This is a genomic window from Streptomyces tardus (assembly GCF_018101125.2).
In the GTDB taxonomy this organism is placed as follows: domain Bacteria; phylum Actinomycetota; class Actinomycetes; order Streptomycetales; family Streptomycetaceae; genus Streptomyces; species Streptomyces tardus.
The window spans coordinates 598,337-620,027 of sequence record NZ_JAELVF020000001.1 but is presented as its reverse complement, the minus strand read 5'-3'; the positions used below and the strand labels follow the sequence as shown (position 1 = coordinate 620,027).

Here is a 21,691-nt window from a genome sequence, read left to right as displayed (position 1 = left end):
ACACTGCTGGGGCGGCAGCTCGTCCGCACCGGCCGGTTCGCCCGTACCGCGGCACTTCCCACCCCCCGGGCAGCCGGCCCCGACCGCCGCCAACCCGCGTTCCCGACCGCGACCGACGACCGACGCCCCGACCGGTGCTTCCCGGAGCCGGGGCCCGTACTGAGTGAGGTGGGCTCCCGTGGCCGACGAAACAGACCCGCTGGTGGTCGGTGTCGACTTCGGCACCCTGTCCGGCCGTGCCGTGGTGGTGCGGGTGCGGGACGGTGTCGAGCTGGGCAGCGCCGTGCACGAGTACCCGCACGCGGTGGTCGACCGGCAACTGCCCGGCTCGGGCGCGCCGTTGCCGCCGGACTGGGCGCTCCAGGTGCCTGCCGACTACGTCGACGTGCTGGGCAACGCGATACCCGCGGCCCTGGCGGACGCGGGCGTCGATCCGCGGCGGGTGATCGGTGTCGGCACCGACTTCACCGCCTGCACCATGGTCCCGGCCACCGCCGACGGCACCCCGCTGTGCGAACTGCCCGCCTTCCGGGAGCATCCGCACGCGTACGCCAAGCTGTGGCGGCACCACGCCGCCCAGCCGCAGGCCGACCGGATCAACGAACTCGCCGCGCGGCGCGGGGAGAAGTGGCTGCCGCGCTACGGCGGGCTGATCTCCTCGGAGTGGGAGTTCGCCAAGGCGCTCCAGATCCTGGAGGAGGCGCCCGAGGTGTACGCGGCGCTGGAGCGATGGGTGGAGGCCGCCGACTGGATCGTCTGGCAGCTCACCGGCTCCTATGTCCGCAACGCGTGCAGCGCCGGCTACAAGGGCATCTACCAGGACGGCGCGTACCCCTCGGCGGAGTTCCTCGCCGAACTCAACCCGGCTTTCGCGGACTTCGTCACCAGCAGGCTCGACCAGCCGATCGGCGAGCTGGGCGGCCGGGCCGGTTCGCTCACCGCCGGGGCCGCGGCGCTGACCGGGCTCCCCGAGGGGATCGCGGTGGCGGTCGGCAACGTGGACGCGCATGTCACCGCGCCCGCCGCCGGAGCGGTCGAGCCGGGGCAGATGGTGGCGATCATGGGCACCTCGACCTGCCATGTGATGAGCAGCGACGTGCTGCGCGAGGTTCCGGGCATGTGCGGGGTCGTCGACGGGGGCATCGTGCCCGGTCTGCACGGCTACGAGGCCGGCCAGAGCGGCGTCGGCGACATCTTCGCCTGGTACGTGGAGAACCAGGTTCCGCCGCGCTACCACGAGCAGGCGCGCGAACGGGAAGTCTCCGTGCACGAGTTGCTCTCCGAGCTGGCCGCCGGCCAGCGGGTCGGCGAGCACGGGCTGATCGCCCTGGACTGGCACAGCGGAAACCGCTCGGTCCTCGTCGACCACGAGCTCTCCGGGCTGGTGATCGGTCAGACCCTGGCGACCCGCGCGGAGGACGTCTACCGGGCGCTGCTGGAATCCACCGCGTTCGGCGCACGCGTCATCGTGGAGAACTTCAACGCGTCAGGGGTGCCGGTCACCGAGTTCATCGTCGCGGGCGGACTGGTGCGCAACCCGGTTCTGATGCAGATCTACGCCGATGTGCTCGACCTGCCGCTGTCGATCATCGGATCGAGCCAGGGGCCGAGCCTGGGCGCCGCGATGCACGCGGCGGTGGCGGCCGGCGCCCACCGGGACATCAGGGCGGCGGCGGAGGCGATGGGTTCGGTGCATCGGGCGGTGTACATGCCCGATCCGGCCGCGGCCCGCGCCTACGACCGGCTCTTCGCCGAATACCTCGCGCTGCACGACCACTTCGGTCGTCGGGGCAACGACGTCATGCACACCCTGCGCGCGCTGCGGCGCGACGCCGTCGAGGCGGGAGAGAACGGATGAGGGAGCACGAGGCGGCCGTGCGGGCGCTGCGGCAGACCGTGGCGGACCTGCACACCGAACTGACCAGGTACGACCTGGTGACCTGGACCGCCGGGAACGTCTCGGCGCGGGTGCCGGGCGCGGACCTGATGGTGATCAAGCCCTCCGGCGTCTCCTACGACGACCTGGGCCCCGAGTCGATGGTCGTCACCGATCTCCACGGCGAGCTGGTGGAGGGCGACTTCGCGCCCTCCTCGGACACCGCAGCCCACGCCTACGTCTACCGGCACATGCCCGAGGTCGGGGGAGTGGTGCACACCCACTCCTCGTACGCGACCGCCTGGGCGGCGCGCGGAGAGCCGATCCCCTGTGTGCTGACGATGATCGCCGACGAGTTCGGCGGCGACATCCCGGTCGGTCCCTTCGCGATGATCGGCGACGACTCGATCGGCCGCGGCATCGTCGAGACGCTGCGGGAGAACCGTTCCTCCGCGGTGCTGATGCGCAGCCACGGCCCGTTCACCGTCGGGAAGGACGCGCGGGCCGCGGTCAAGGCGGCCGTGATGTTGGAGGACGTGGCGAAGACCGTCCACTTCGCGTACCAGCTCGGTACCCCCGAGCCCATCGACCGCGCGTCGGTCGACCGCCTGCACGAGCGCTACCAGAACGTCTACGGCCAGTGAGCGGCAACGTCCGCAGCCGGTGGCCACGAGTACGAGGGGCAGAGGGATGACACGCGAGGACGCGCCGCAGATCTGGTTTCTGACGGGCAGTCAGCATCTGTACGGACCCGAGGCGTTGGCGGTGGTCGCCGACCAGTCCCGGGAGATCCGGCGGGAGTTGGACGCCTCGGCGAGCATCGTGCCCGAGATCGTCTGGAAGCCGGTGCTTACCGACTCCGCCGCCATCAGGCGTCGGCTGGAGGAGGCCAACACCGACCCCTCCTGCGTCGGCGTGATCGCCTGGATGCACACCTTCTCGCCGGCCAAGATGTGGATCACCGGTCTGGACGCGCTGCGCAAGCCCCTGCTCCATCTGCACACCCAGCTCAACCGCGCGCTGCCCTGGTCGACCATCGACATGGACTTCATGAACCTCAACCAGGCCGCCCACGGCGACCGGGAGTTCGGCTACGTCCAGACCCGGATCGGCGTCGCCCGCAAGACGGTGGCCGGCCACGCCTCGGACCCCAGGGTGACCAGGCGGGTCGGCGAGTGGGCGCGGGCGGCGATGGGCCACCGGCGGATGAGCACGCTGCGGGTGGCCCGCTTCGGTGACAACATGCGGGACGTCGCCGTGACCGAGGGCGACAAGGTCGAGGCCGAACTGCGCTTCGGCGTCAGCGTGAACACCTACGGGGTGACCGAGCTGGCCGAGCTGGTGGACGCGGTCCCCGACCCCGCGGTGGACGACCTCGTCGACCGGTACGCGCAGGAGTACCGGCTCGCGCCGGAGCTCACCCCGGGCGGCGCGCGGCACGAGTCGCTGCGCTACTCCGCACGCATCGAGGCCGGACTGCGCGAATTCCTGGAGCGCGGCGGCTTCGGCGCCTTCACCACCAACTTCCAGGATCTGGGCGGGCTCCGGCAGCTGCCGGGCATGGCGGTCCAGCGGCTGATGGCCGACGGCTACGGCTTCGGCGGCGAGGGCGACTGGAAGACCGCGGCGCTGCTCGCCGGCGCCAAGGCGATGGGCCCGCAGGCCTCCTTCATGGAGGACTACACCTACCACTTCGGCCCCGGACGGCCGAAGGTGCTCGGGGCGCACATGCTGGAGGTGTGCCCGACCATCGCGGCCGGCCGGCCCTCCTGCGAGATCCATCCGCTCTCCATCGGCGACCGCGAGGACCCGGTGCGGCTGGTCTTCGACTCCCAGCCCGGGCCCGCCGTCGTCGTCGGTCTGGTCGACCTCGGCGACCGCTTCCGACTGGTGGCCAACGAGATCGACGTGGTCGCCCCGGACGAGCCGCTGCCTCGACTGCCGGTGGCCCGCGCGTTGTGGGAGCCCCGCCCCTCGCTGCCGGTCTCCGCGGAGTGCTGGCTGATCGCGGGAGGGCCGCACCACACGGTGCTCACCACGGCCGGTGCGGAGGTGCTGCGGGACTTCGCCCGGATCACCGGCACCGAGTTCGTGCTGATCGACGGGGACACCCGCACCGAGGAGTTCGACGACCGGCTCCGCTGGAGCCAGGCGTACCACCGCCTGGCGCAGGGGCTGGGCTGACCCCGGCGGCGCCGGTCCCGCGTGCGGCGGGCCCGGCGCCGCCGGCCCCGTACGGCGGTGGGAGCGGACGGATCGGGTCCGCTCCCACCGCGGCCGTGCCGGGTGACGGTTCGACGCCCGGCACGCGAGGGTGCGGCAGCGACGGCCGGGCCGCGAGGCCCGGCAGCGGTCAGGGCTCGGGAATCTCGTCGACGAACGGCGTGCCGGAAGCGCGGTAGCCGGCGACCCGGTCGGCCACCTCGGCCGGGCTGAGGACCTGGTCCTTGACGTGCAGGACGTAGTCGACCTGCTGGTCGTAGGCGCGGGGTTCGCTGGAGGTCAGGGCCTCCAGATCGATCAGCCACTGGTTGAAGTTGATCGACATGGGGCGTTCGGGCAGGTACTCGGCGCCGTGGGTGCCGAAGTGCTGTCCGTCGACGTAGTAGGTGATCTCGCGGTCGTCGACGGTGACGACCAGATCGCGCCAGCCGGCGTGCCCCGAGCGGTCGGCCGTGTGCTCGTTCACGACTTCCCAGGGCTCCGGGTTGTAGGTGTCCCAGGAGGTGACGAAGAGGGTGTGGTCGCTCTCGCCCCACCCTCCGTTGGGCAGGTACTCGAAGTCGTACTCCGAGTAGTCCTTGGCCATCGGCGCCTTGAGGTCGTTGATGGTGAAGAACGCCTGGACGAGGCGGTCGCCGTCCGGGCCGTGCTTGGGCTCGTCGGCGAACTTCACCCGGGCCGCGTACGTGCCGTTCTTGAACTTCGTGCTCTTGGTGAGGATCTCGGTGTGCGTGGTGCTCGCGCCCGTGCCGGAGGTGGAGGTCTCCAGGTTCATCACGGAGTCGCCGCCGTCGTTGTGGAAGGTGACCTTCGAGGGGTCCCAGGTGGCGCCCGGCACTCCGGGGCCACCCGGCGAGGAGCGGACGTGCCAGCCGTTGGAGCCGAGAGCCGGGTCGGTGTGGGAGCTGTAGGAGAAGTCGTCGAACAGCGCCTCGCCCGCGCGGGGTTGCACCTCCTTCGCCTCCGGTGCGGTGGTGGACGCGGAGGCGGGCAGGGTGGCCAGCGCGGCGGCGCCGCCGAGCAGCGCGGCGCAGGCCAGCGTCGTACGCAGGTGGCGGGAGTGGGTGCGCATCGTGCGGTCCCTTCGAGTGGGGGGAGGGGGAACGGCGGTGGGCGCCCGCGAGGAAGCGGCGAGCAGGTCCGGGCCGGGCACGGCGGTTCGTCCGGGGGTGCGCCGCGGCAGACTTGACCAGTGAGGAGAGAGCGGCTTACCAGTTGGGCGCGGGCTCGACATTGGCATGGACCATTAAGGGCGTCAAGTACCCGTGCACGCCCGGTAGTTGGGGATGAGGGCGCTCTCGGCGCGGGGTTGACCAGTGGGTGGATACTGGTCACCCGGTCAACCCGGCGGTCGCCGCCGCTCCGGCTGGCTGCCGACTGGCTGGTGGCGGGTGACTGGTGACGGGTGCCGACTGCCGACTGACTGGTGACGGGTGCCGAACCGGCCGCCTGCGTCTGCCTGTTGCCGAACTGCCAGCCCCGAACGGCCCGTTGCCGACGTCCCTTGCCGAACTGCCGACCGCCGACGGCTCGTTGTCGTCGACCGAAGAGAGTGCCGGATGACGATCGACCCCGCCGCCTCGGGTGCGGTGCTCAAACGCGAACGAGTTCGCCAGGCGATCCTCGAACTCCTGGAGACGCGCCGCCCCGGCGATGCCATCCCCTCCGAGCGAACCCTCTGCGCCGATCTCGGCGTCTCCCGCCCCACCCTGCGTGCGGCCGTGGACGAGCTGGTGCGCGAAGGGCTGCTGGTGCGTGAGCACGGACGCGGCATGTTCGTCGCCGCCGAGAAGATCGTCCAGGAACTCGCCCCGGAACAGGGCGCGTTCAGCCTGCCCAGGGCCGCCGGGGTGTGGAGCAGCCGACTGCTGGAGTTCGCCTCGGTGCCCGCCGGCGCACGGGTGGGTCGCCGACTGCGGATGTCGCCCGCCGGGCGGGTGCGGTATGCGGTCAGGCTTCGGCTGGTCGACGAGGTGCCGATGGCTCTGGAGTATCTGCATCTGCCGCTGGAGCGCGTTCCCGGGCTGACCGCGGCCGAGCTGGAGCGGGGGCATCTGCACGAGCAGCTGCGCACCCGGCACGGTGTCCGCGTCCGGGAGGCGGTGCAGTCGATCGAGCCGACCGTGGCCACCCCCGAGGAGGCCCGGCTGCTGGACGTCCCGGAGCTCTCGCCCGCGCTGCTCTTCGAGCGTCTGACCACGGACACCGACGACCGTCCGGTCGAGTACGTGCACGCGCTCTACCGCGGCGACCGCTACCGGATCGTCTCCCGCCTCTCCCTGGAGCCCCCGGAGGGGTCCTCGCCGGGCGCCCCGCCCCTGCCGGACGTCGCGCCCGCGCCGGTGGAGCACCATCCCGGCATCCCGCCGGGCGACCTGTCGACGGGGGCGCCGGTCAGCTACTCGGCGCGGGGCGTGGTGCAGAACCGCGAGGGGCGGCTCCGGGGCTGACCCGTCCCGTCCCGTCCTGTTCCGTTCCGTCGTGCGTGGGCAGCGGTCCGGCTCAGGCGGGCCTGCGCCACACCGATGCGTGCTTCGGGGAGTCCCCGGTGAACGGCGCCCCGTGCCAGTCGCCCGTGCGCCGCTCCAGCTCCAGCCCGGCGATGCGTGCCATCAGGTCGAGCTCCGCGGGCCAGGCGTACCGGTGCTGCGAAGTGCCCCGCCGGAAACGGGCGCTGTCGTCGGCCCCCGGTTCGTCGGCCCCCGCGTCGCCGGTCTCCGGGTCGTCGGTGCGGGTGAAGTGGTGCGAGACGAGGAGCTGCGCGACCAGGTCGAAGGTGTCGAAGCCCAGATGCCGCTCGGAGACGTCGAAGGGCGCCGCGTCCTGGCCGGGCGGCAGGGACCGCAGCGGCGGTACGCCCAGCTCGACGACGAACCGGCCGCCGGGCGCCAGGTGCCGGGCCGCGTTGCGGAAGCACTCGACCTGCTCGTCCTGGGTGAGCAGGTTGGAGATCGTGTTGTAGACGAGATGGACCAGTGAGAACTCGCCGGGGACCACGGTGGTGGCCATGTCCCCGACGACGACCGGGAGTCGGTCCTCGCCGATCCTGCGCCGCAGCACCGCGACCATGTGCGGGGAGAGCTCGATGCCGGACACCGGTGTGCCGCGCTCGCGCAGCGGGCACCCCACTTTTCCGGTGCCGATGGCGAACTCCAGCGCCCGGCCGTCGCCGGCCAGCTCCGCCAGGAGGTCGAGCATCGGCCCGAGTGCCTCGGCGGAGGAGTTGGCACGTTCCTCGGCGTCGTAGCGTTCGGCGGTCCTTCGGCTCCACAGCTCGCTGCTCGTCACGAACGCGGACTCTGCACGCTGCCGGGCGCGCAGGCGAAGGATTTATCCGGCTTCGTCGCCCGGTGCGCCCTGCTTCGTACGGCCCCCGGCGTCGGCGTGACCTGCGCGGGTGCGGCTCTCGATGCTCTGCTCGGGCCCGGGTTGCGACTGTCGAACAGCGAACCCACCATGAGCCAAAAGGGGTAATCGGGGTCCGCGGATGCTTTTCGGGCGTCTTCGGTTCCCGATTTGAGTCGACTGGGGAGTGGTCTTTATCAGCTTTTGACCGGAGGTGTGAACTGCGTCGCCCCTCGGCGTCCTCCGGCAACCTCCGGGCTCCCGCGGGCTCTAGTCCAGTGCGAAACGCACCGGCCGAGGTGGAGCGCCCCGGCCCCGAACTCGCCTTCCCCCAGCGGTGGTTGGCGTGCGCATGGGGGACTGCTGTGAAGATTTCCTTTCTGATTTACAACCTCTACGGCATAGGCGGCACCATCCGCTCGACGGTGAACCTCAGCGCCGCGCTGGCCGCGGCCGGGCACACCGTCGAGATCGCGTCCGTCTACCGCACCGCGGCCGAACCCGCACTCGCGCTCGGCCCCGGCGTCACCGTGCGCCCGCTCATCGAGTGGCGCCGCGGAGAGCCCGGCTGCGCGCGCCGTACGCTCGCCGCGCAGCGCCCCAGCAGCATGTGGCAGGACTCCGGGGTCGCCTTCGGCCCGCTCGCGCCCTCCCGGCTGACCGACGAACGCGTCGAGTCCCATCTGCGCCGCACCGACGCCGACGTCGTCATCGCCACCCGCCCGCTCCTCAACGGCTACCTCGCCCGCTACGGGGAGCCCCGCTATCTGCGCGTCGGCCAGGAGCACCTCACGCTGGAGATGCACAACGAGCAGCAGCGCGCCGACCAGAACCGCGCGCTCGCCGAACTCGACGCCTTCGTCACGGTCTCCGAGGCGGACGCCGCCCACTACCGCGCCGCCCTCCCGGACACGGCCACCCGCATCACCTGCATCCCCAACGCCGTGCCGCGACCGCGGGTGCACCGCGTCACCGGCAACACCCGTACCGTCGTCGCCGCCGGGCGCCTGGCCAAGGTCAAGCGGTACGACCGGCTGATCGACGCCTTCGCCAAGGTCGCCCCCGACTACCCGGACTGGTCGCTGCGCATCTACGGCCGCGGCAAGCAGGCCGGGGCGCTGCGCCGCCAGATCGACCGGCTCGGGCTCTACGACCGGGTACGGCTGATGGGCGCGGTGTCCCCGATCGAGACCGAGTGGGCCAAGGGCGAGCTGGCGGCGGTCAGTTCGGACAACGAGGCGTTCGGGATGACCATCGTGGAGGCGATGCACTGCGGCCTGCCGGTCGTCGCGACCGACTGCCCGTACGGCCCCGGGGAGATCATCAGCTCCGGCGCCGACGGGCTGCTCGTCCCCCTCTCCGGTGGTGCCGACGCGCTCGCCGACGCGCTGTGGATTCTCATGGGCAGCCAGGAGCGTCGCGAGGTGATGAGTGCCAGGGCGAGGCAGAAGGCCGCGCGCTACGTACCGGAGCTGGTGGGCCGGCGCTATCTGGACCTCTTCGAGGAACTCGGCGCCCCGCGGGCCGCCGTGCCGCAGCAGTCCGCGGACGGAGGCGGGGCGGTGCGACGGGTGCGGGAGGCGTTCCGGCGCGGGCTGCCCGCCGCGGTCCCGCGCGCCCGCCGGGCGCCGCGCGAGGAGCGGACGCCGGTCGTCGACTGCGTGGTCGCGCCGGACGGTTCGCCGGTCTTCGGCCTGGACACCGACCGACTGCCCTCCGGGCACTGGGATCTGCTGCTGCACAGACGCAAGGACTCCGGGCACGAGGAGGTGCGGCTGCCGCTGCCGCCGCGTTCCGAGGCACGCGAAGGACGGCTGGACGTCGTGCTCGACCGCGGGGGCCACCGGCTGGCCGAGGGCCGCTGGGACCTCTATCTGGCTCCGGCGAAGCGGCCCGGCCGAGCCGAGAAGCAGGGGCGGCGGCTGCGGATCGAGGCGGGCGTGGTCGAGCAGGGCGAACTGCTGGCCCTGCCGCTGCGGTCCGACGCGGAGGGCGTGAGCCACTGGATCCCGTACGGCACGGTCGAGGGCAACCTCACCCTGCGCACCTGGCTGCGCCCCGCCCACGCCGAGGTCGACCGGGTGCACCTGGCGGCCGGCGGAGCAGGCGTCGGCCCGGCGGACGGTACGACCGGCGGCTGGGTGGCCGAGGCGAGCGGCGGCTCGGTGGGCGGAACGGGCAGCGAGACGCTGACGGTGGTGCTGCGGCTGTACGGCGCGGCGTGCGACGCCGCCCGGCCCCGGGTGCGTGCGGTGCCACGGGACTCCGACGCCTCCGCGGTCGACTGCCCGACCGAGTGGCTGTCCGGCAGCGCGCACCCGGGCGGAGAGCTGGTCTTCACACTGCCGCTGCGTGCGCTGCTCGCGGAGTGGGACGGCGAACGGACGCTCTGGGACCTGGAGTTCACCGCCGAGCCGGGGGCCGAGCCGGTGCTGGTCAGTCGGGTGCTCGGCGACGCGGCCGACCGCAAGGAGACCGATGTGATCCCTCCCGCCCGTATCCGCGACACCCGATTCCCGGCCCGGATACGCCCGTACTACACCCTGCGCAACGAACTGGCCCTCGTCGTCCGCACCCTCGACGTCGCGGCGCCGGCGGGGCCGTCGGCCCGCACCACCGGTGAGTCGGGGCACCCGACCGCGGCGTAGGGAGCGCGTGCCCGGTTCGACGGTACGGGCGGCCGGGACGTACGGAGCCGGCGGCGGTACGGGGGCCGGGCCCGCCCGGCGGCACGGGCGTACGCCCGGCGACAATGGGCCCATGACCGGCCGACCCCGTTCCTCCGCCCGTTCCGCCCGTTCCGCCCGCGGATTCCGTCCCGCGCACTGCCCCTGCGGCAGCGGTGCGGGGCTCCCGGAGTGCTGCGGCCCGCTGCACAGCGGTGCCGCCGCCGCGAGCACGCCCGAGCAACTGATGCGCTCGCGCTACAGCGCCTTCGTGCTGCGCGACGAGGCGTATCTGCTGCGCAGTTGGCACCCCCGTACCAGGCCGGGCACGCTGCGACTGGAGGACGGCGTGCGGTGGCTGCGGCTGGAGATCCTGGCCAGTGACGACGGCGGGCCGTTCGGCACCGGCGGCACGGTGGAGTTCCGGGCGTACTTCAGTGAGGACGGCCGTCCCGGCGAACTGCACGAGAAGAGCCGCTTCGTACGTCACCAGGGCGCCTGGGTCTATGTCGACGGTGACGTCGAGCCGGGAACCTAGCCCGTACGCCCGTACGCCCGTACGCCCGTACGCACACGCCGCATCCCGTACGCCGCGCGGTGAACACCCTCGCGGCGCCCGGTGGTTGTGCGTTGGGCATGATGTGGGCGCACTGTCCCGATCCGTCGTCCCGGAGAGCCACATGCGCAAACTCGTCTACTACGTCGCCACCACGCTCGACGGTTTCGTCGCGGGCCCCGACGGGGCCGACCCGACCGGTCCGGACGGCTTCTGGCCGATCCCCGAGGACTACGTGCGGCACATGATCGAGACGTACCCGGAGACGCTGCCCGGACCGGCTCGGCAGGCACTGGGCGTCACGGCAGGGGGAACGCACTTCGACACCGTCGTGGAGGGGCGCGCCTCGTACGGGGTCGGTCTGGCCGCGGGCGTCACCGACGCCTTCCCCCACCTGCGGCACCTGGTGTTCTCCACGACGCTGGCCGAGAGCCCCGACCCGGCGGTCGAGGTGCTCCGCAGCGACCCGGCGACGACTCTGCGCGAGCTCAAGCAGCAGGAGGGCAAGGACATCTGGCTGATCGGCGGCGGGAAGCTCGCCGGCTCGCTGTACACCGAGATCGACCGGCTGATCGTGAAGCTGGGCCCGCTGACCACCGGCAGCGGCATCCCCCTCTTCGGCCGCGACGCCGCCTTCGACCCCCGTGTCTGGACGCTCACGGACCACGTGGTTCTGGAGAGCGGGGCGCTCTTCCTCACCTACGACCGCAACTGACCCGGATACACCGCCGTGCCTGCCGCCGGCCCCGTTCCGCCTCCCGCCCGGTTCCGTCGCCGGGCCGGGTCGGACGGAGGCCGGCGAGCCCCTGGGGCCCGCCACATCGGGCCGTACGGCATCATCTCCACCCATGGGGATCGTCGCTGGACTGGACAGCTCGCTCGACAGCACCCGCATCGTCGTGTGCGACACGGACACCGGTGCCGTCATCCGGGAGGGGTACGCGGCCCACCACACCGCTCCCGCACCGGACGGCGGCAAACCGACACGGGCCGATCCGCAGGCGTGGCTGCTGGGCTTCGGCGAGGCCGCGGGCGGCGGGCTCCTGGAGGGCGTGGAGGCCATCGGGGTCTCCGCGCAGCAGCAGGGCGTCGTACCGCTCGACCACCACGGGAACGCGGTCTGCCCCGCGCTGGTCGGCAACGACCCGCGCGAGCAGGGCGCGGCCACCGACCTGGTCGACGCGCTCGGCGGCCGGTTCGCCTGGGCGCAGGCGGTCGGCTGCGTACCGGAGGCCGGGCGCGCGGTGACCAAGCTGCGGCAGCTGGCTCGTACCGAGCCCGCCGCCGCGGAGCGCGTCGCGGCCGTGGCGCAGCCGCACGACTGGCTGACCTGGCAGCTGCTCGGCCGCCCTGGCCGCCGCACCACCGACCGCGGCGACGCCTCCGGCACCGGCTACTGGTCGGCGGCGAGCGGGAGTTGGCGCCCAGACCTGGTCGAGCTGGCGCTCGGCCACCAGGCCGGGCTGCCCGAGGTGCTGGCCCCCGCGGAAGCCGCCGGGCGCACCCCCGAGGGGCTGCTGATCTCGGCCGGTACGGGCGAGACCATGGCCGCCGCCTTCGGGCTCGGCATCAGCGACGGCGACGCGGTCGTCTCGCTCGGTGCCTCCGGCTCGGTCTCGGCGATCCACCACTCCGCGCTGGCCGACCCGACCGGCACCATCACCTCCTTCGCCGACGCCACCGGCCGCCATCTGCCGGTCGTCCGCACCCAGAACGCCGTACGCGCGCTCCGGGGCGCCGCGGAGCTGCTCGGCGTCGACCTGCCCGGCCTCTCCGAGCTGGCCCTGCGCTCCACCCCCGGCGCGCACGGGCTCGTGCTGCTGCCGTACCTGGACGGCGAGCGCACCCCCGAACTCCCGCACACCGCCGGTACGTTGGCCGGGCTGCGCCGGGAGTCGATGAAGCCCGAGCATCTGGCGCGCGCGGCGTTCGAGGGGATGCTCTGCGGGCTGGCGGACGCGCTCGGCGTCCTGCGTGCGCGCGGGGTCCAGGTCCGGCGGGTCTTCCTGCTCGGCTCGGCGGCCGGACTCCCCGCGGTCACCCGGCTGGCACCGGCGCTCTTCGGCGCCCGGGTCGTGGTGCCCGAGGCGGCGGACTACACCACGCTCGGCGCAGCCCGGCAGGCCGCCTGGGCCCTCGGTGTCCACGACGGCCGCCTCGGCGCGTACGACCCGCCGGTCTGGTCGGCCGCCGCCGGTGAGGTGCACGATCCGGGCGAGGACATCCCGGTGGGCCAGGCGGTGCATCAGCAGTACGCGGCGGTGCGCGACGAACGCCATCCCGGCGCCTTCGCCGCGACCAGCGGCCAGACCGCGACGTAGCGGCGCGTCCGGCCTGGCCCGGGCGCATCCACCACACCGCCTGCCGCGGCCCGGCACCGGTGCTCGGCTCCTGTGTTTGCGGACGGCTCAGGGGATCTCGAGCACGTGCTTCCCGCGTACGCCGCCCGCCTCCAGGGCGCGGTGGGCGTCGGCGATCTCGGCCAGCGGACGGACGGTGTCCACGACGGGGCGGATGGTTCCGGTCTCCACGAACCGGGCGAGTTCGGCGAGGAGTTCGCGCTGCGGATTGCCGCTGAAGAACCGCACCCGGCGGCGGCCGTGGACCGCGGAGGCCAGGATGTAACCGAGGCCGGACAGGGCGTGCTCGGTGTCGAAGGCGATGGCCACCATCCGCCCGCCCGGGGCCAGCAGTCCGCGGTAGGCCGGGTGGCTGGTGCCGACGGTGTCGAAGACGACGTCGAAGCTGTCCAGGGCGGCGGCGTCGGTCGTGGTGTGGCTCAGGGCCTCGTCCGCGCCCAGTTCGCGGACGAAGTCGAGGCTCTTCGGCCCCGCCAGCCCGGTGACATGTGCGCCGAGCGCCTTGCCGAGCTGGACGGCGACGCTGCCGACCCCGCCGCTCGCGCCGCGCACCAACAGCCGTTCGCCCGGCCGCAGTTGCGCCTTGTCGCGCAGTGCGGTGATCGCGGTCGTAGCGGTTCCGGGCAGGGCGGCTGCCTGCACGGCAGGGACGCCGGCGGGAGCGGGGGCGATCCGTCGCGCGTCGACGGCCACGTACTCCGCCGCGCTGCCGAACTGTCCGCGCGGCAGCACGCCCCACACCTGCTCGCCCTCCCGCGGCCCGTCCGCCGCGGCACCGACCGAGGCGACCTCTCCGACGAAGTCCAGGCCGGTGCGCTGGGGGAAGCGGCGCCCGGTGACCAGGCGGACGCGCCCCGCCCGGCCGTGCAGATCGCCGCCGTTGACGCTTGCCGCACGGACCCGCACCAGGACCTCGTCGGGCTTCGGCACCGGGACGGGAACCCGGCCCACGTACAGCACCTCGGGCGGTCCGTAACTGTCGTAGAGGGCTGCCTGCATCTCGTTCACTTCGCTGTCCCGTCAGTCGGCGCGGTGGGTACCGCGGTCCTGTTTCCCCACGTTAACCAGGGAAACGGACGGGACCTTCCGGTTTCCGTTAAAGTGAGAGACATGCCCGACCAGCCTTCTCACAAGGACACCCCCGCCGCTGCTCACGGCGCTGCTGACGGCGCTGTTGACGGCGGTGCGGCGGGCGGGCTGCGCATCGACGCCCGCTACAACCGCGAGCGCATCCTGCGGGCCGCCCGTGAGGCGTACACCGCGCACGGAATCGACGTGCCCGTCGCCACCATCGCCAGACGGGCGGGGGTCGGTGTCGCCACCGTCTACCGCCGCTTCCCCACCCGCGCCTCACTGGTGACGGCGGCCTTCTCCCGCCAACTGTCGCGCTGTGCCGGGGTGTTGGACGAGGCGCTGGCGGACCCCGACCCCTGGCACGGTTTCTGCACGCTCATCGAGCAGGTCTGCGCGATGCACGCCGCCGACCGCGGTTTCACCGAGGCGTTCCTCTCCGAGTTCCCGGACAGCGGCGAGTTCGGCCGCGAACGCGCCCGGGCCGACGAGGGGTTGGCCCGGCTCGTACGGGCGGCCAAGGGGACCGGGAAGCTCCGAGAGGACTTCGAGGTCTCCGACGTCGCGCTCCTGCTGCGGGCCAACTGCGGTGTCGTCGGGGACTCGGTGCCGGGTTCGACGGCGGCGTCCCGGCGCCTGGTGGCCTACTTCCTGCACTCCTTCCGCGCCGAGCACGCAGAACCGCTGCCCCCGCCCGCGCCCCTGGACCTGCCCGGTCCCCTCCGCAGCCGGGACGGAGCGAGGGCGGCCGGGTCCGGGACGGGGGCGCGGGCCGGGACGAAGGCGCGGGGCCCGCGGGCCGCCGATCAGTCGAGGTAGCCCCGGAGTTGACCCGCGTAGGTGTGGTCGCGCAGCTTGCCGAGCGTCTTGGACTCGATCTGCCGTATCCGTTCCCTGGTCACGCCGAAGAGCCGACCGATCTCCTCCAGCGTGCGCGGCTGCCCGTCGCCGAGGCCGTAACGCAGCTGCACGACCTTGCGCTCGCGCTCGCCCAGAGTGGAGAGCACCGCCTCCAGATGCTGGCGCAGCAGCAGGAAGGCCGCCGATTCCACCGGCGAGGGGGCGTCGCAGTCCTCGATCAGATCGCCGAGGTCGACGTCCGCCTCCTCACCCACGGGGGTGTGCAGCGAGATCGGTTCCTGCGCCAGCTTGAGCACCTCGACGACGCGTTCGGCGGTGATCCCCAGATACGTCGCGACCTCCTCGGCCGGCGGCTCGTAGCCGCGCTCCTGGAGCATCCTGCGCTGGACCCGGATGACCCGGTTGATCAGCTCGACGACGTGCACCGGCACCCGGATGGTGCGCGCCTGGTCGGCCAGCGCGCGCGACATGGCCTGGCGTATCCACCAGGTCGCGTAGGTGGAGAACTTGAAGCCGCGCGCGTAGTCGAACTTCTCCACCGCTCGAATCAGTCCCAGGTTTCCCTCCTGGACCAGATCGAGCATCGTCAGTCTGCGGCCCACGTACCGCTTGGCGATCGAGACCACGAGGCGCAGGTTGGACTCGATGAGTCTTCGCTTGGCCAGCCGGCCGCGCACCACCAATCGGTCGAGATCCAGGGCGAGTTCGGTGTCGGTCTGCTGGCCGCCGCGCAGCCGCTCCTCGGCGAAGAGGCCCGCCTCCACCCGTTTGGCGAGCTCCACCTCCTCCTCGGCGCTGAGCAGCGGTATCCGCCCGATCTCCCGCAAGTACTGGCGCAGCAGGTCCGCGGACGGTCCGTCCGGGCCCCGGCCGCCCTGGGACGGCACGCGCGCCGCCCGGCCCGACGCCCTCGCGCCGATCGCGAGCGGGTCGATCCGCTCTTGCGGGGGCGCCGGTTCGGATCCGCCCTCGTCGATCGGTACGCCGTCGGGAGGCACGCCGTCGGGAGGCACGTCGACGCGCGTTGCTCCGCGCGGATCGGCGGGAGCGGAACCGTTCTGCGGGGCCGGGACGGCGGTGGCCGTACCGGTCGGGCCCAGAGTCTGCACGAGGGCGACCTCCACGGTGATCGCTGCCTTACACGGGCGACGTGCGAACCGGGAAAGGCACGAGTGGCCGTCTCGGCTCGGCGCTTGAGTCCTTCCCCGTACGGGTGCCTCTGCCACATCGGCCGAGCCACCGTGCTCCAGTGTGGGGTACGACCTACGGGGGTCAGTAGGGGTATGCGCCCATTTTCTGGGCTTCGCGCTCACCGCACGCATCGGTGGCACTGCGCGACGGAACCGGCGGTGCCGTCAACTCCGGTGCGGCGCACGGCAGTTCACCGGGTCACCCACCCTCTGAGGTCATGGCTGCCCGCACCCGGTCCGTACGGGCTCAGGCGCCGGTGCCGTGCCACCCGGCGAGCAGGCGCGACCGAAACCGGAGGACGGCGTCGGCGACCTCGTCGAGATGGCTCTCCAGTAGGAAGTGACCGCCGTCCAGTAGCAGCACCTCGGCGTCCCGGGCGTCCCGGCGGAACGCCTCGGCCCCGGCCGGCCCGAAGATCTCGTCGTTGCGGCCCCAGACCGCCAGTACCGGGACACCGCTCGATCGCAGCCACGCGTGCACCGCCGGATAGAGCGGCGGATTGCTGGAGTAGTCGGCGAACAGGGCGAGTTGGGCGCGGTCGACGCCCGGTCGCTCCAGCAGCGCCAGATCGTGTTCCCACGCCTCGGGTGCGACCAGGCTCGGGTCCGGCACGCCGTGGGTGTACTGCCACTCGACCGCCTCCCGGCCCAGGGCCGGCCGCAGGCGTTCCTCGTTCTCCGGGCCGGTGTCCTGGCCGTAGGCCCAGACCGGCGCCCAGAAGTCGGGTGTGAAGCCGGCGTCGTAGGCGTTGCCGTTCTGGGTGACGATGCCGATCACCGCTGCGGGGTCGGCCAGCGCCAGACGCCAGCCGATCGGCGCTCCGTAGTCCTGCACGAAGATTCCGTAGCGACGGATCCCGAGGGTGGCGAGAAGCTTTCGGGTCACGTCGGCGAGCGCGTCGAAGGTGTAGTCGAACTCGTCGGTGCCCGGCGCCGAGGAACGGCCGAAGCCAATGTGGTCGGGTGCGATCAGCCGGTACGGACCGGCCAGCGCCGGGATCAGCTGCCGGAACATGTGCGAGCTCGTCGGATACCCGTGGAGGAGCAGCAGCACGGGCGCGTCCGCGGGCCCCGCCTCCCGGTAGAAGACCCGCAGCCCGTCGATTTCCGCGGTCCGGTGGTGCACAGCAGTCATAGTAACCTCTTAAAGTGAAATAACCGGTTAGGTTAGGCTGATGATGCACCGACCTGCCGTGAGCGTCAAGGAGAGTGGAAGTGGCCGAGGTGGACGACGAGGAACTGCTGCTCGCCGTGCTCAACAGCTCGCCGGTCGTCGACGGTCGGCCCACCGACCTGCTGCACGGACCGGAAGCGGCGAAGCTGTCTAGGACGCTCGGCGGCTGCGGTTCGGAGCAGGAGCACGCCCGACTGCGCCAGGTGCGCGACACCCTTCAGCGGCTGATCCGCGAGGACTCCACGGAGACCGACGGGCTCCTGCCCGCGCTGGAGCGCGTCAGCCTGCGGCCCTCGGTCTCCGTCACAGGAGTCGCCTGGGAGCTTGCCGCCCCGCCGGACGACGAACTGGCCGCCCGTGTGGTGCTCGCCTGGTCGCACGTGATCACCGAACTGCCGGGACGGCTCAGAGCCTGCGCGAACGAGGAGTGCAACCTCTACCTCGTCGACCACAGCCGGCCCGGCACCGCCCGGTGGTGCTCCATGGCCGTCTGCGGCAACCGTATGAAAGCCCGGACACACGCACGCAGACGACGCGTGGAGAAGTGAACGCCGGGACACAGGAGAAGTGCCGACGCGCGGCCGTACACATCCCGTCAACTCCCCTGAGGGCGACGGGGCTTCACACGCTCGCCGGGACAGACCCGTCAGCCGGAGAGGTCCCCGGCTCTCACGGCGGAGACGAACGCGTTCCACTCGGCGGTGGAGAACACGAGTGCCGGTCCGGCCGGTTTCTTGCTGTCGCGGACGGGGAGGGTGCCGGTGTGGCCGTCGGCGACCTCCAGGCAGTCACCACCGTCGGAGTTGCTGTGGCTGGACTTGCGCCAGGTGAGTGGTGGGACGCGGAGGTGGTGGGTGTGCATGAGTGCCCTCCGGGTGATGGTGCCGGCGGTGTACTTCTCAGGCTGCCCGGTGGAGTGATGCGCCGAACCCCGTCGAGCTGTGGTGAGTTGACGGGGTTCGGCGCGGTGCGTGTCAGGCGGAGAGGTCTCCGGACTTCACGGCGTCGACGAAGTTGTTCCAGTCGTGCGCGGTGAAGAGGAGCGAGGGCCCGCTCGGGTTCTTGCTGTCCCGGACGGGGAGGACACCGACGTGCCCGTCGGCGACCTCCAGACAAGAGCCACCGTCGGAGTTGCTGTAGCTGGACTTGCGCCAGGCCGTAGTCGTCATGTCGAAGCGGAATCGCATGGCATGCCCTCCACGAGGTCGGTGATCAACGCGTGTGTCTCGGCAACGCTCAGTGCTTGGTCGCGCACACGATCGTAGCTGAGCAACAGATGCTCGACGGCTGCTGTTTCCTCCACAAGCTCGCCTCGGTGCGACGTCTCCACCCAGGCCACCGTGGCCGCCGAGGGAAGTCTGAGGAAGTCCACGTAGGTGCTGGCGAGTACGTGCGGACCGGTGCTGAGTGGTACGACCTGGAGTGAGACATCGACGGGCCCGGACGTGTCAATGAGTGCCCGCAGCTGCTCACGCCACTCCGAGCTTCCTGTGATCGGCGTGCGGAGGGCGGCTTCGGAGACGATCGCGCGAAGCTTCGGAGGCTTGCTCCCCGCGAGAAGGTCCTGTCGTCCGATCCTCGCTTTGACCTGTGCTTCGAGCTCTGCGCCCTTGAGTCCTCCGGCGCGGAGCACTGCCTCGGCGTGCGGCGGAGTCTGCAGCAGACCGGGAACGATGCCCGGTGAGTAGATCTGGATTCCGGTCGCTTCCGCTTCCATGGCCATGTAGCGGCGGTAGCGGGCGCGGAACTGGCTGGGGTCCTTCTGGGCCAACTCCCAGAGGATCAGCAGGTAGTTCGTGCGGTAGAGGCGGTCGAGGTCCTGGACCATCTCGGGGCCGCCCAGGGTCTCTCCGAGTTCCATGCGGCCGAGGTGGGAGTGGTCCCAGGTGATCTCCCTGCCCACCTCGCGGAGGGTCTTGCCCTGCTGCCTGCGGCAGGACCGCAGCTCTTCGGCGAAGCGTGCTCGGGGGTCCTGCGAGCGACCGGTGACGGCCCTTCTGATCGGCATCAAGTGCTCCTGTCGTGCGCGGTGTTGCTCAGGAATGGCCGTGGCGTTGTGAAGGGTGTCCTCGCAGGGGATTACTGCATGGGTTGCGAACGGTCACCCGCTGTTCACGATCGACACCGTAGTGCCACCCGTCGCAGCTGACAGGGGTCCTCAGCGGGTGGCCGGAAGCTAAGCAGGCGCACGCGGACGATCTTGGGGCACACGCCTTAAGTCGCTCCGGGAGCAGGGGAGTTGGAGCCGAAAGTGCAGTCGTACGAATAAGGCTTCCGTCGGCTTCGACTAAGGAGCGGAGGCCGAGTCGTCTGAGTGGGCGGCCTCTCAAACCGCGACGTGCACGCGCACAACCGCAACAACCGCCCACGCCTGCGAACTGCCCGCGCCTGCGAACCGCCCGCGCTGCAGAGCTACAGCGCTACAGCGCTACAGAGCTACAGCGCTACAGCGCTGCGGCGCCGCGTTCGCGGAGGGCGGTGGCGTACTGCTGGAGCACCCACAGCTCCTGCCACAGCGGCGCCGACCGGGCGCCTGCGCCCTGGGCGTCCAACCGGCGGGCGCTGCCCTCCAGTTCGGCGGTCCGGGAGCGCACCGCCGCCAGTCGTACGGCGACCAGCTGCTGACCGGCGTACAGCTCGTCCGGATCGCCGCTGCCGGGGCTGCGCGGGGTCTCGACGGCCAGCTCGGTGATGGTCCTGCGCACGGTGTCGTCGGGCGCGGTCTCCAGTACGCGCGAGAGGTAGTCGCGGTCCGCCCGCTCCACCCCGCCCGCGGCCTCGATGGTCTCGCGGACGGTGGCGTACGGCTGTGCGGTGAACTCGTCCGAGCCGTAGGCGTCGAAAGCGGGTGAGACCAACTGCGGGTACTGCAGGGCGAGTTTGAGCAGCTCCCGCTCGACCAACTGGCCGGGGCTGCGCAGATGCAGCGGTGGTCCGCTGATCCGCGGCGCGGTGGGCGCGGACTGCATCGAGGGGTCCTGGGCGTTTCGCGGGCCGCGGCCCTGGCCGCCGCCGTCGCGCTTCCAGCGGGCGAGCTGCCCCACCCGCCGGACCACGAACTGGGTGTCCAGGATGCCGAGCAGCCCGGCCAGCCGTACCGCGTACTCGTGCTGGAGCGAGCCGTCCTTGATCTGGGCGACCACCGGCGCTGCCGCCTCCAGTGCGGCGGAACGGCCCTCCGCGCTGTCGAGGTCGTGCTCGTCGACGATCTGGCGGAGCACGAACTCGAACAACCGCGAGCGGCCCTCGACGAGTTCGGTCACCGCGCGGTCGCCCTTGGCGAGCCGCAGATCGCAGGGGTCCATACCGCCCGGGCTGATGGCGATGGAGGTGCGGGCGGCGAACTTCTGGTCGTCCTCGAACGCCCGCCGGGCCGCCTTCTGCCCCGCGGCGTCGCCGTCGAAGGTGAAGATCACCTCGGTGCGGGAGTTGTCCATCAGCACCCGGCGCAGGATCTTGATGTGGCCCTCGCCGAAGGCCGTGCCCGAGGTGGCGATGGCGGTGGTGACGCCGGCGAGGTGGCAGGCCATGACGTCGGTGTAGCCCTCGACGACGACGGCCCGGCCCTCCTTGGCGATGTCCCGCTTGGCCAGGTCGATCCCGTACAGCACCTGGGACTTGCGGTAGATCGGCGTCTCGGGCGTGTTCAGGTACTTGGGGCCGTTGTCGTCCTCGCGCAGCCTGCGGGCGCCGAAGCCGACCACCTCGCCGGTGATGTCCCGGATTGGCCACATCAGCCTGCCGCGGAAGCGGTCGATCGGTCCGCGCCGGCCGTCCTGGGAGAGGCCGGAGAGGATCAACTCCTTGTCGGTGAAGCCGCGTCCGCGCAGATGGCGGGTGAGGTGGTCCCAGCCGGCGGGGCCGTAGCCCACCCCGAAGTGCTCCGCGTCGGCGGGCTTGAAGCCCCGCTCGTGCAGGAAGGTACGGGCGATCTGGGCCTCGGGGCTGTCCAGTTGCTCGGCGTAGTAGCGGGCGGCTGCCTTGTGCGCCTCGACCAGCCGGGTGCGTTCGCCCTGCTGGCTCGCCCGGCCGTAACCGCCCTCCTCGTAGCGCAGCGTGAGCCCGGCCTGTGCGGCCAGCCGCTCGACCGCCTCGCTGAAGCTGAGGTGGTCGACCTTCATCACGAAGGCGATGCTGTCGCCGCCCTCCTGGCAGCCGAAGCAGTGGAAGAGGCCCTTGGTGTTGCTCACGTGGAAGGACGGGGTCTTCTCGTCGTGGAAGGGGCAGAGGCCCTTCTGGTTGCCGCCGCCGGCGGGGCGCAACTGGAGATACTCCGAGACCACGGCATCGATCGGGACCGCGTCCCGCACCGCGCGTACGTCCTCGTCGTTGATCCTTCCCGCCACACGGCAAGTCTACGGTCACCGGC

At 71.9% G+C, this 21,691-nt stretch carries 18 protein-coding genes and 1 pseudogene; 10 read left to right on the top strand and 9 right to left on the bottom strand.

Annotated features, from left to right (window positions below):
* Positions 1-178 precede the first annotated feature (178 nt).
* From araB to araA, 3 genes are read left to right on the top strand one after another with little or no spacing between them, the layout of a single operon-like run.
* Complete coding sequence (gene araB / locus JGS22_RS02630) at positions 179-1,858, top strand: ribulokinase (protein WP_308405482.1); 1,680 nt, start codon at positions 179-181, stop codon at positions 1,856-1,858.
* The gene (locus tag JGS22_RS02625) at positions 1,855-2,520 is read left to right on the top strand and encodes an L-ribulose-5-phosphate 4-epimerase (RefSeq protein WP_211039433.1); all 666 of its coding nucleotides are present in this window, start codon (positions 1,855-1,857) and stop codon (positions 2,518-2,520) included. The genes araB and JGS22_RS02625 overlap by 4 nt, the downstream gene beginning before the upstream one ends.
* Before the next feature lie 46 nt (positions 2,521-2,566).
* Complete coding sequence (araA, locus tag JGS22_RS02620) at positions 2,567-4,060, top strand: L-arabinose isomerase (protein ID WP_211039432.1); 1,494 nt, start codon at positions 2,567-2,569, stop codon at positions 4,058-4,060.
* Positions 4,061-4,229: 169 nt separating this feature from the next.
* On the opposite strand, the pseudogene JGS22_RS02615 reads toward araA, so the two are convergent.
* Positions 4,230-5,036, bottom strand: a pseudogene (locus tag JGS22_RS02615) (glycoside hydrolase family 16 protein); the annotation flags it as partial.
* A 622-nt stretch (positions 5,037-5,658) separates the two neighbouring features.
* On the opposite strand from JGS22_RS02615, the gene JGS22_RS02610 reads away from it, so the two are divergent.
* Complete coding sequence (locus tag JGS22_RS02610; protein WP_211039430.1) at positions 5,659-6,549, top strand: GntR family transcriptional regulator; 891 nt, start codon at positions 5,659-5,661, stop codon at positions 6,547-6,549.
* A 52-nt stretch (positions 6,550-6,601) separates the two neighbouring features.
* Here JGS22_RS02610 and JGS22_RS02605 read toward each other — a convergent pair whose 3' ends face one another.
* Positions 6,602-7,387, bottom strand: a complete 786-nt coding sequence (locus tag JGS22_RS02605) for a class I SAM-dependent DNA methyltransferase (RefSeq protein ID WP_211039429.1) — start codon at positions 7,385-7,387, stop codon at positions 6,602-6,604.
* Positions 7,388-7,809: 422 nt separating this feature from the next.
* On the opposite strand from JGS22_RS02605, the gene JGS22_RS02600 reads away from it, so the two are divergent.
* From JGS22_RS02600 to JGS22_RS02585, 4 genes are all read left to right on the top strand, one after another.
* Complete coding sequence (locus JGS22_RS02600) at positions 7,810-10,092, top strand: glycosyltransferase family 4 protein (protein ID WP_211039428.1); 2,283 nt, start codon at positions 7,810-7,812, stop codon at positions 10,090-10,092.
* Positions 10,093-10,204: 112 nt separating this feature from the next.
* The gene (locus tag JGS22_RS02595; protein WP_211039427.1) at positions 10,205-10,648 is read left to right on the top strand and encodes a YchJ family protein; all 444 of its coding nucleotides are present in this window, start codon (positions 10,205-10,207) and stop codon (positions 10,646-10,648) included.
* 142 nt (positions 10,649-10,790) lie between these two features.
* Positions 10,791-11,381, top strand: coding sequence for a dihydrofolate reductase family protein (locus JGS22_RS02590; protein WP_211039426.1), 591 nt, complete (start codon positions 10,791-10,793; stop codon positions 11,379-11,381).
* A 133-nt stretch (positions 11,382-11,514) separates the two neighbouring features.
* Positions 11,515-12,987, top strand: coding sequence for an FGGY family carbohydrate kinase (locus JGS22_RS02585; protein WP_211039425.1), 1,473 nt, complete (start codon positions 11,515-11,517; stop codon positions 12,985-12,987).
* An 87-nt stretch (positions 12,988-13,074) separates the two neighbouring features.
* Here the strand turns inward: JGS22_RS02585 and JGS22_RS02580 are convergent, their stop codons facing one another.
* Positions 13,075-14,034, bottom strand: coding sequence for an NAD(P)-dependent alcohol dehydrogenase (locus JGS22_RS02580; protein ID WP_211039424.1), 960 nt, complete (start codon positions 14,032-14,034; stop codon positions 13,075-13,077).
* Between the two features lie 102 nt (positions 14,035-14,136).
* Between JGS22_RS02580 and JGS22_RS02575 the strand changes: the two genes are divergently transcribed.
* A complete protein-coding gene (locus tag JGS22_RS02575; RefSeq protein ID WP_211039423.1) occupies positions 14,137-14,916 on the top strand; it encodes a TetR/AcrR family transcriptional regulator in 780 nt (259 codons plus the stop codon).
* Here the strand turns inward: JGS22_RS02575 and JGS22_RS02570 are convergent.
* Both JGS22_RS02570 and JGS22_RS02565 read right to left on the bottom strand, forming a co-directional pair.
* Positions 14,904-16,067, bottom strand: coding sequence for an RNA polymerase sigma factor (locus JGS22_RS02570; RefSeq protein WP_372454184.1), 1,164 nt, complete (start codon positions 16,065-16,067; stop codon positions 14,904-14,906). The two genes, JGS22_RS02575 and JGS22_RS02570, sit on opposite strands and share 13 nt — an antisense overlap.
* A 328-nt stretch (positions 16,068-16,395) precedes the next feature.
* Positions 16,396-17,283: an alpha/beta fold hydrolase gene (locus JGS22_RS02565; protein ID WP_211039422.1), complete on the bottom strand. Its 888-nt coding sequence runs from the start codon at positions 17,281-17,283 to the stop codon at positions 16,396-16,398.
* Positions 17,284-17,363: 80 nt separating this feature from the next.
* Between JGS22_RS02565 and JGS22_RS02560 the strand changes: the two genes are divergently transcribed.
* A complete protein-coding gene (locus JGS22_RS02560) occupies positions 17,364-17,870 on the top strand; it encodes a CGNR zinc finger domain-containing protein (RefSeq protein WP_211039421.1) in 507 nt (168 codons plus the stop codon).
* A 98-nt stretch (positions 17,871-17,968) separates the two neighbouring features.
* Here JGS22_RS02560 and JGS22_RS02555 read toward each other — a convergent pair whose 3' ends face one another.
* From JGS22_RS02555 to dnaG, 4 genes are all read right to left on the bottom strand, one after another.
* Complete coding sequence (locus JGS22_RS02555; protein WP_211039420.1) at positions 17,969-18,184, bottom strand: DUF397 domain-containing protein; 216 nt, start codon at positions 18,182-18,184, stop codon at positions 17,969-17,971.
* 112 nt (positions 18,185-18,296) lie between these two features.
* Positions 18,297-18,509 (bottom strand): DUF397 domain-containing protein, encoded by a 213-nt coding sequence (locus JGS22_RS02550; protein WP_211039419.1) that lies wholly within the window; start codon positions 18,507-18,509, stop codon positions 18,297-18,299.
* A complete protein-coding gene (locus tag JGS22_RS02545) occupies positions 18,488-19,330 on the bottom strand; it encodes a helix-turn-helix domain-containing protein (RefSeq protein ID WP_211039418.1) in 843 nt (280 codons plus the stop codon). The genes JGS22_RS02550 and JGS22_RS02545 overlap by 22 nt, the downstream gene beginning before the upstream one ends.
* Positions 19,331-19,766: 436 nt before the next feature.
* On the bottom strand, positions 19,767-21,668 hold the full coding sequence (dnaG, locus tag JGS22_RS02540) for a DNA primase (RefSeq protein ID WP_211039417.1): 1,902 nt from the start codon (positions 21,666-21,668) through the stop codon (positions 19,767-19,769).
* Between the last annotated feature and the right edge of the window lie 23 nt (positions 21,669-21,691).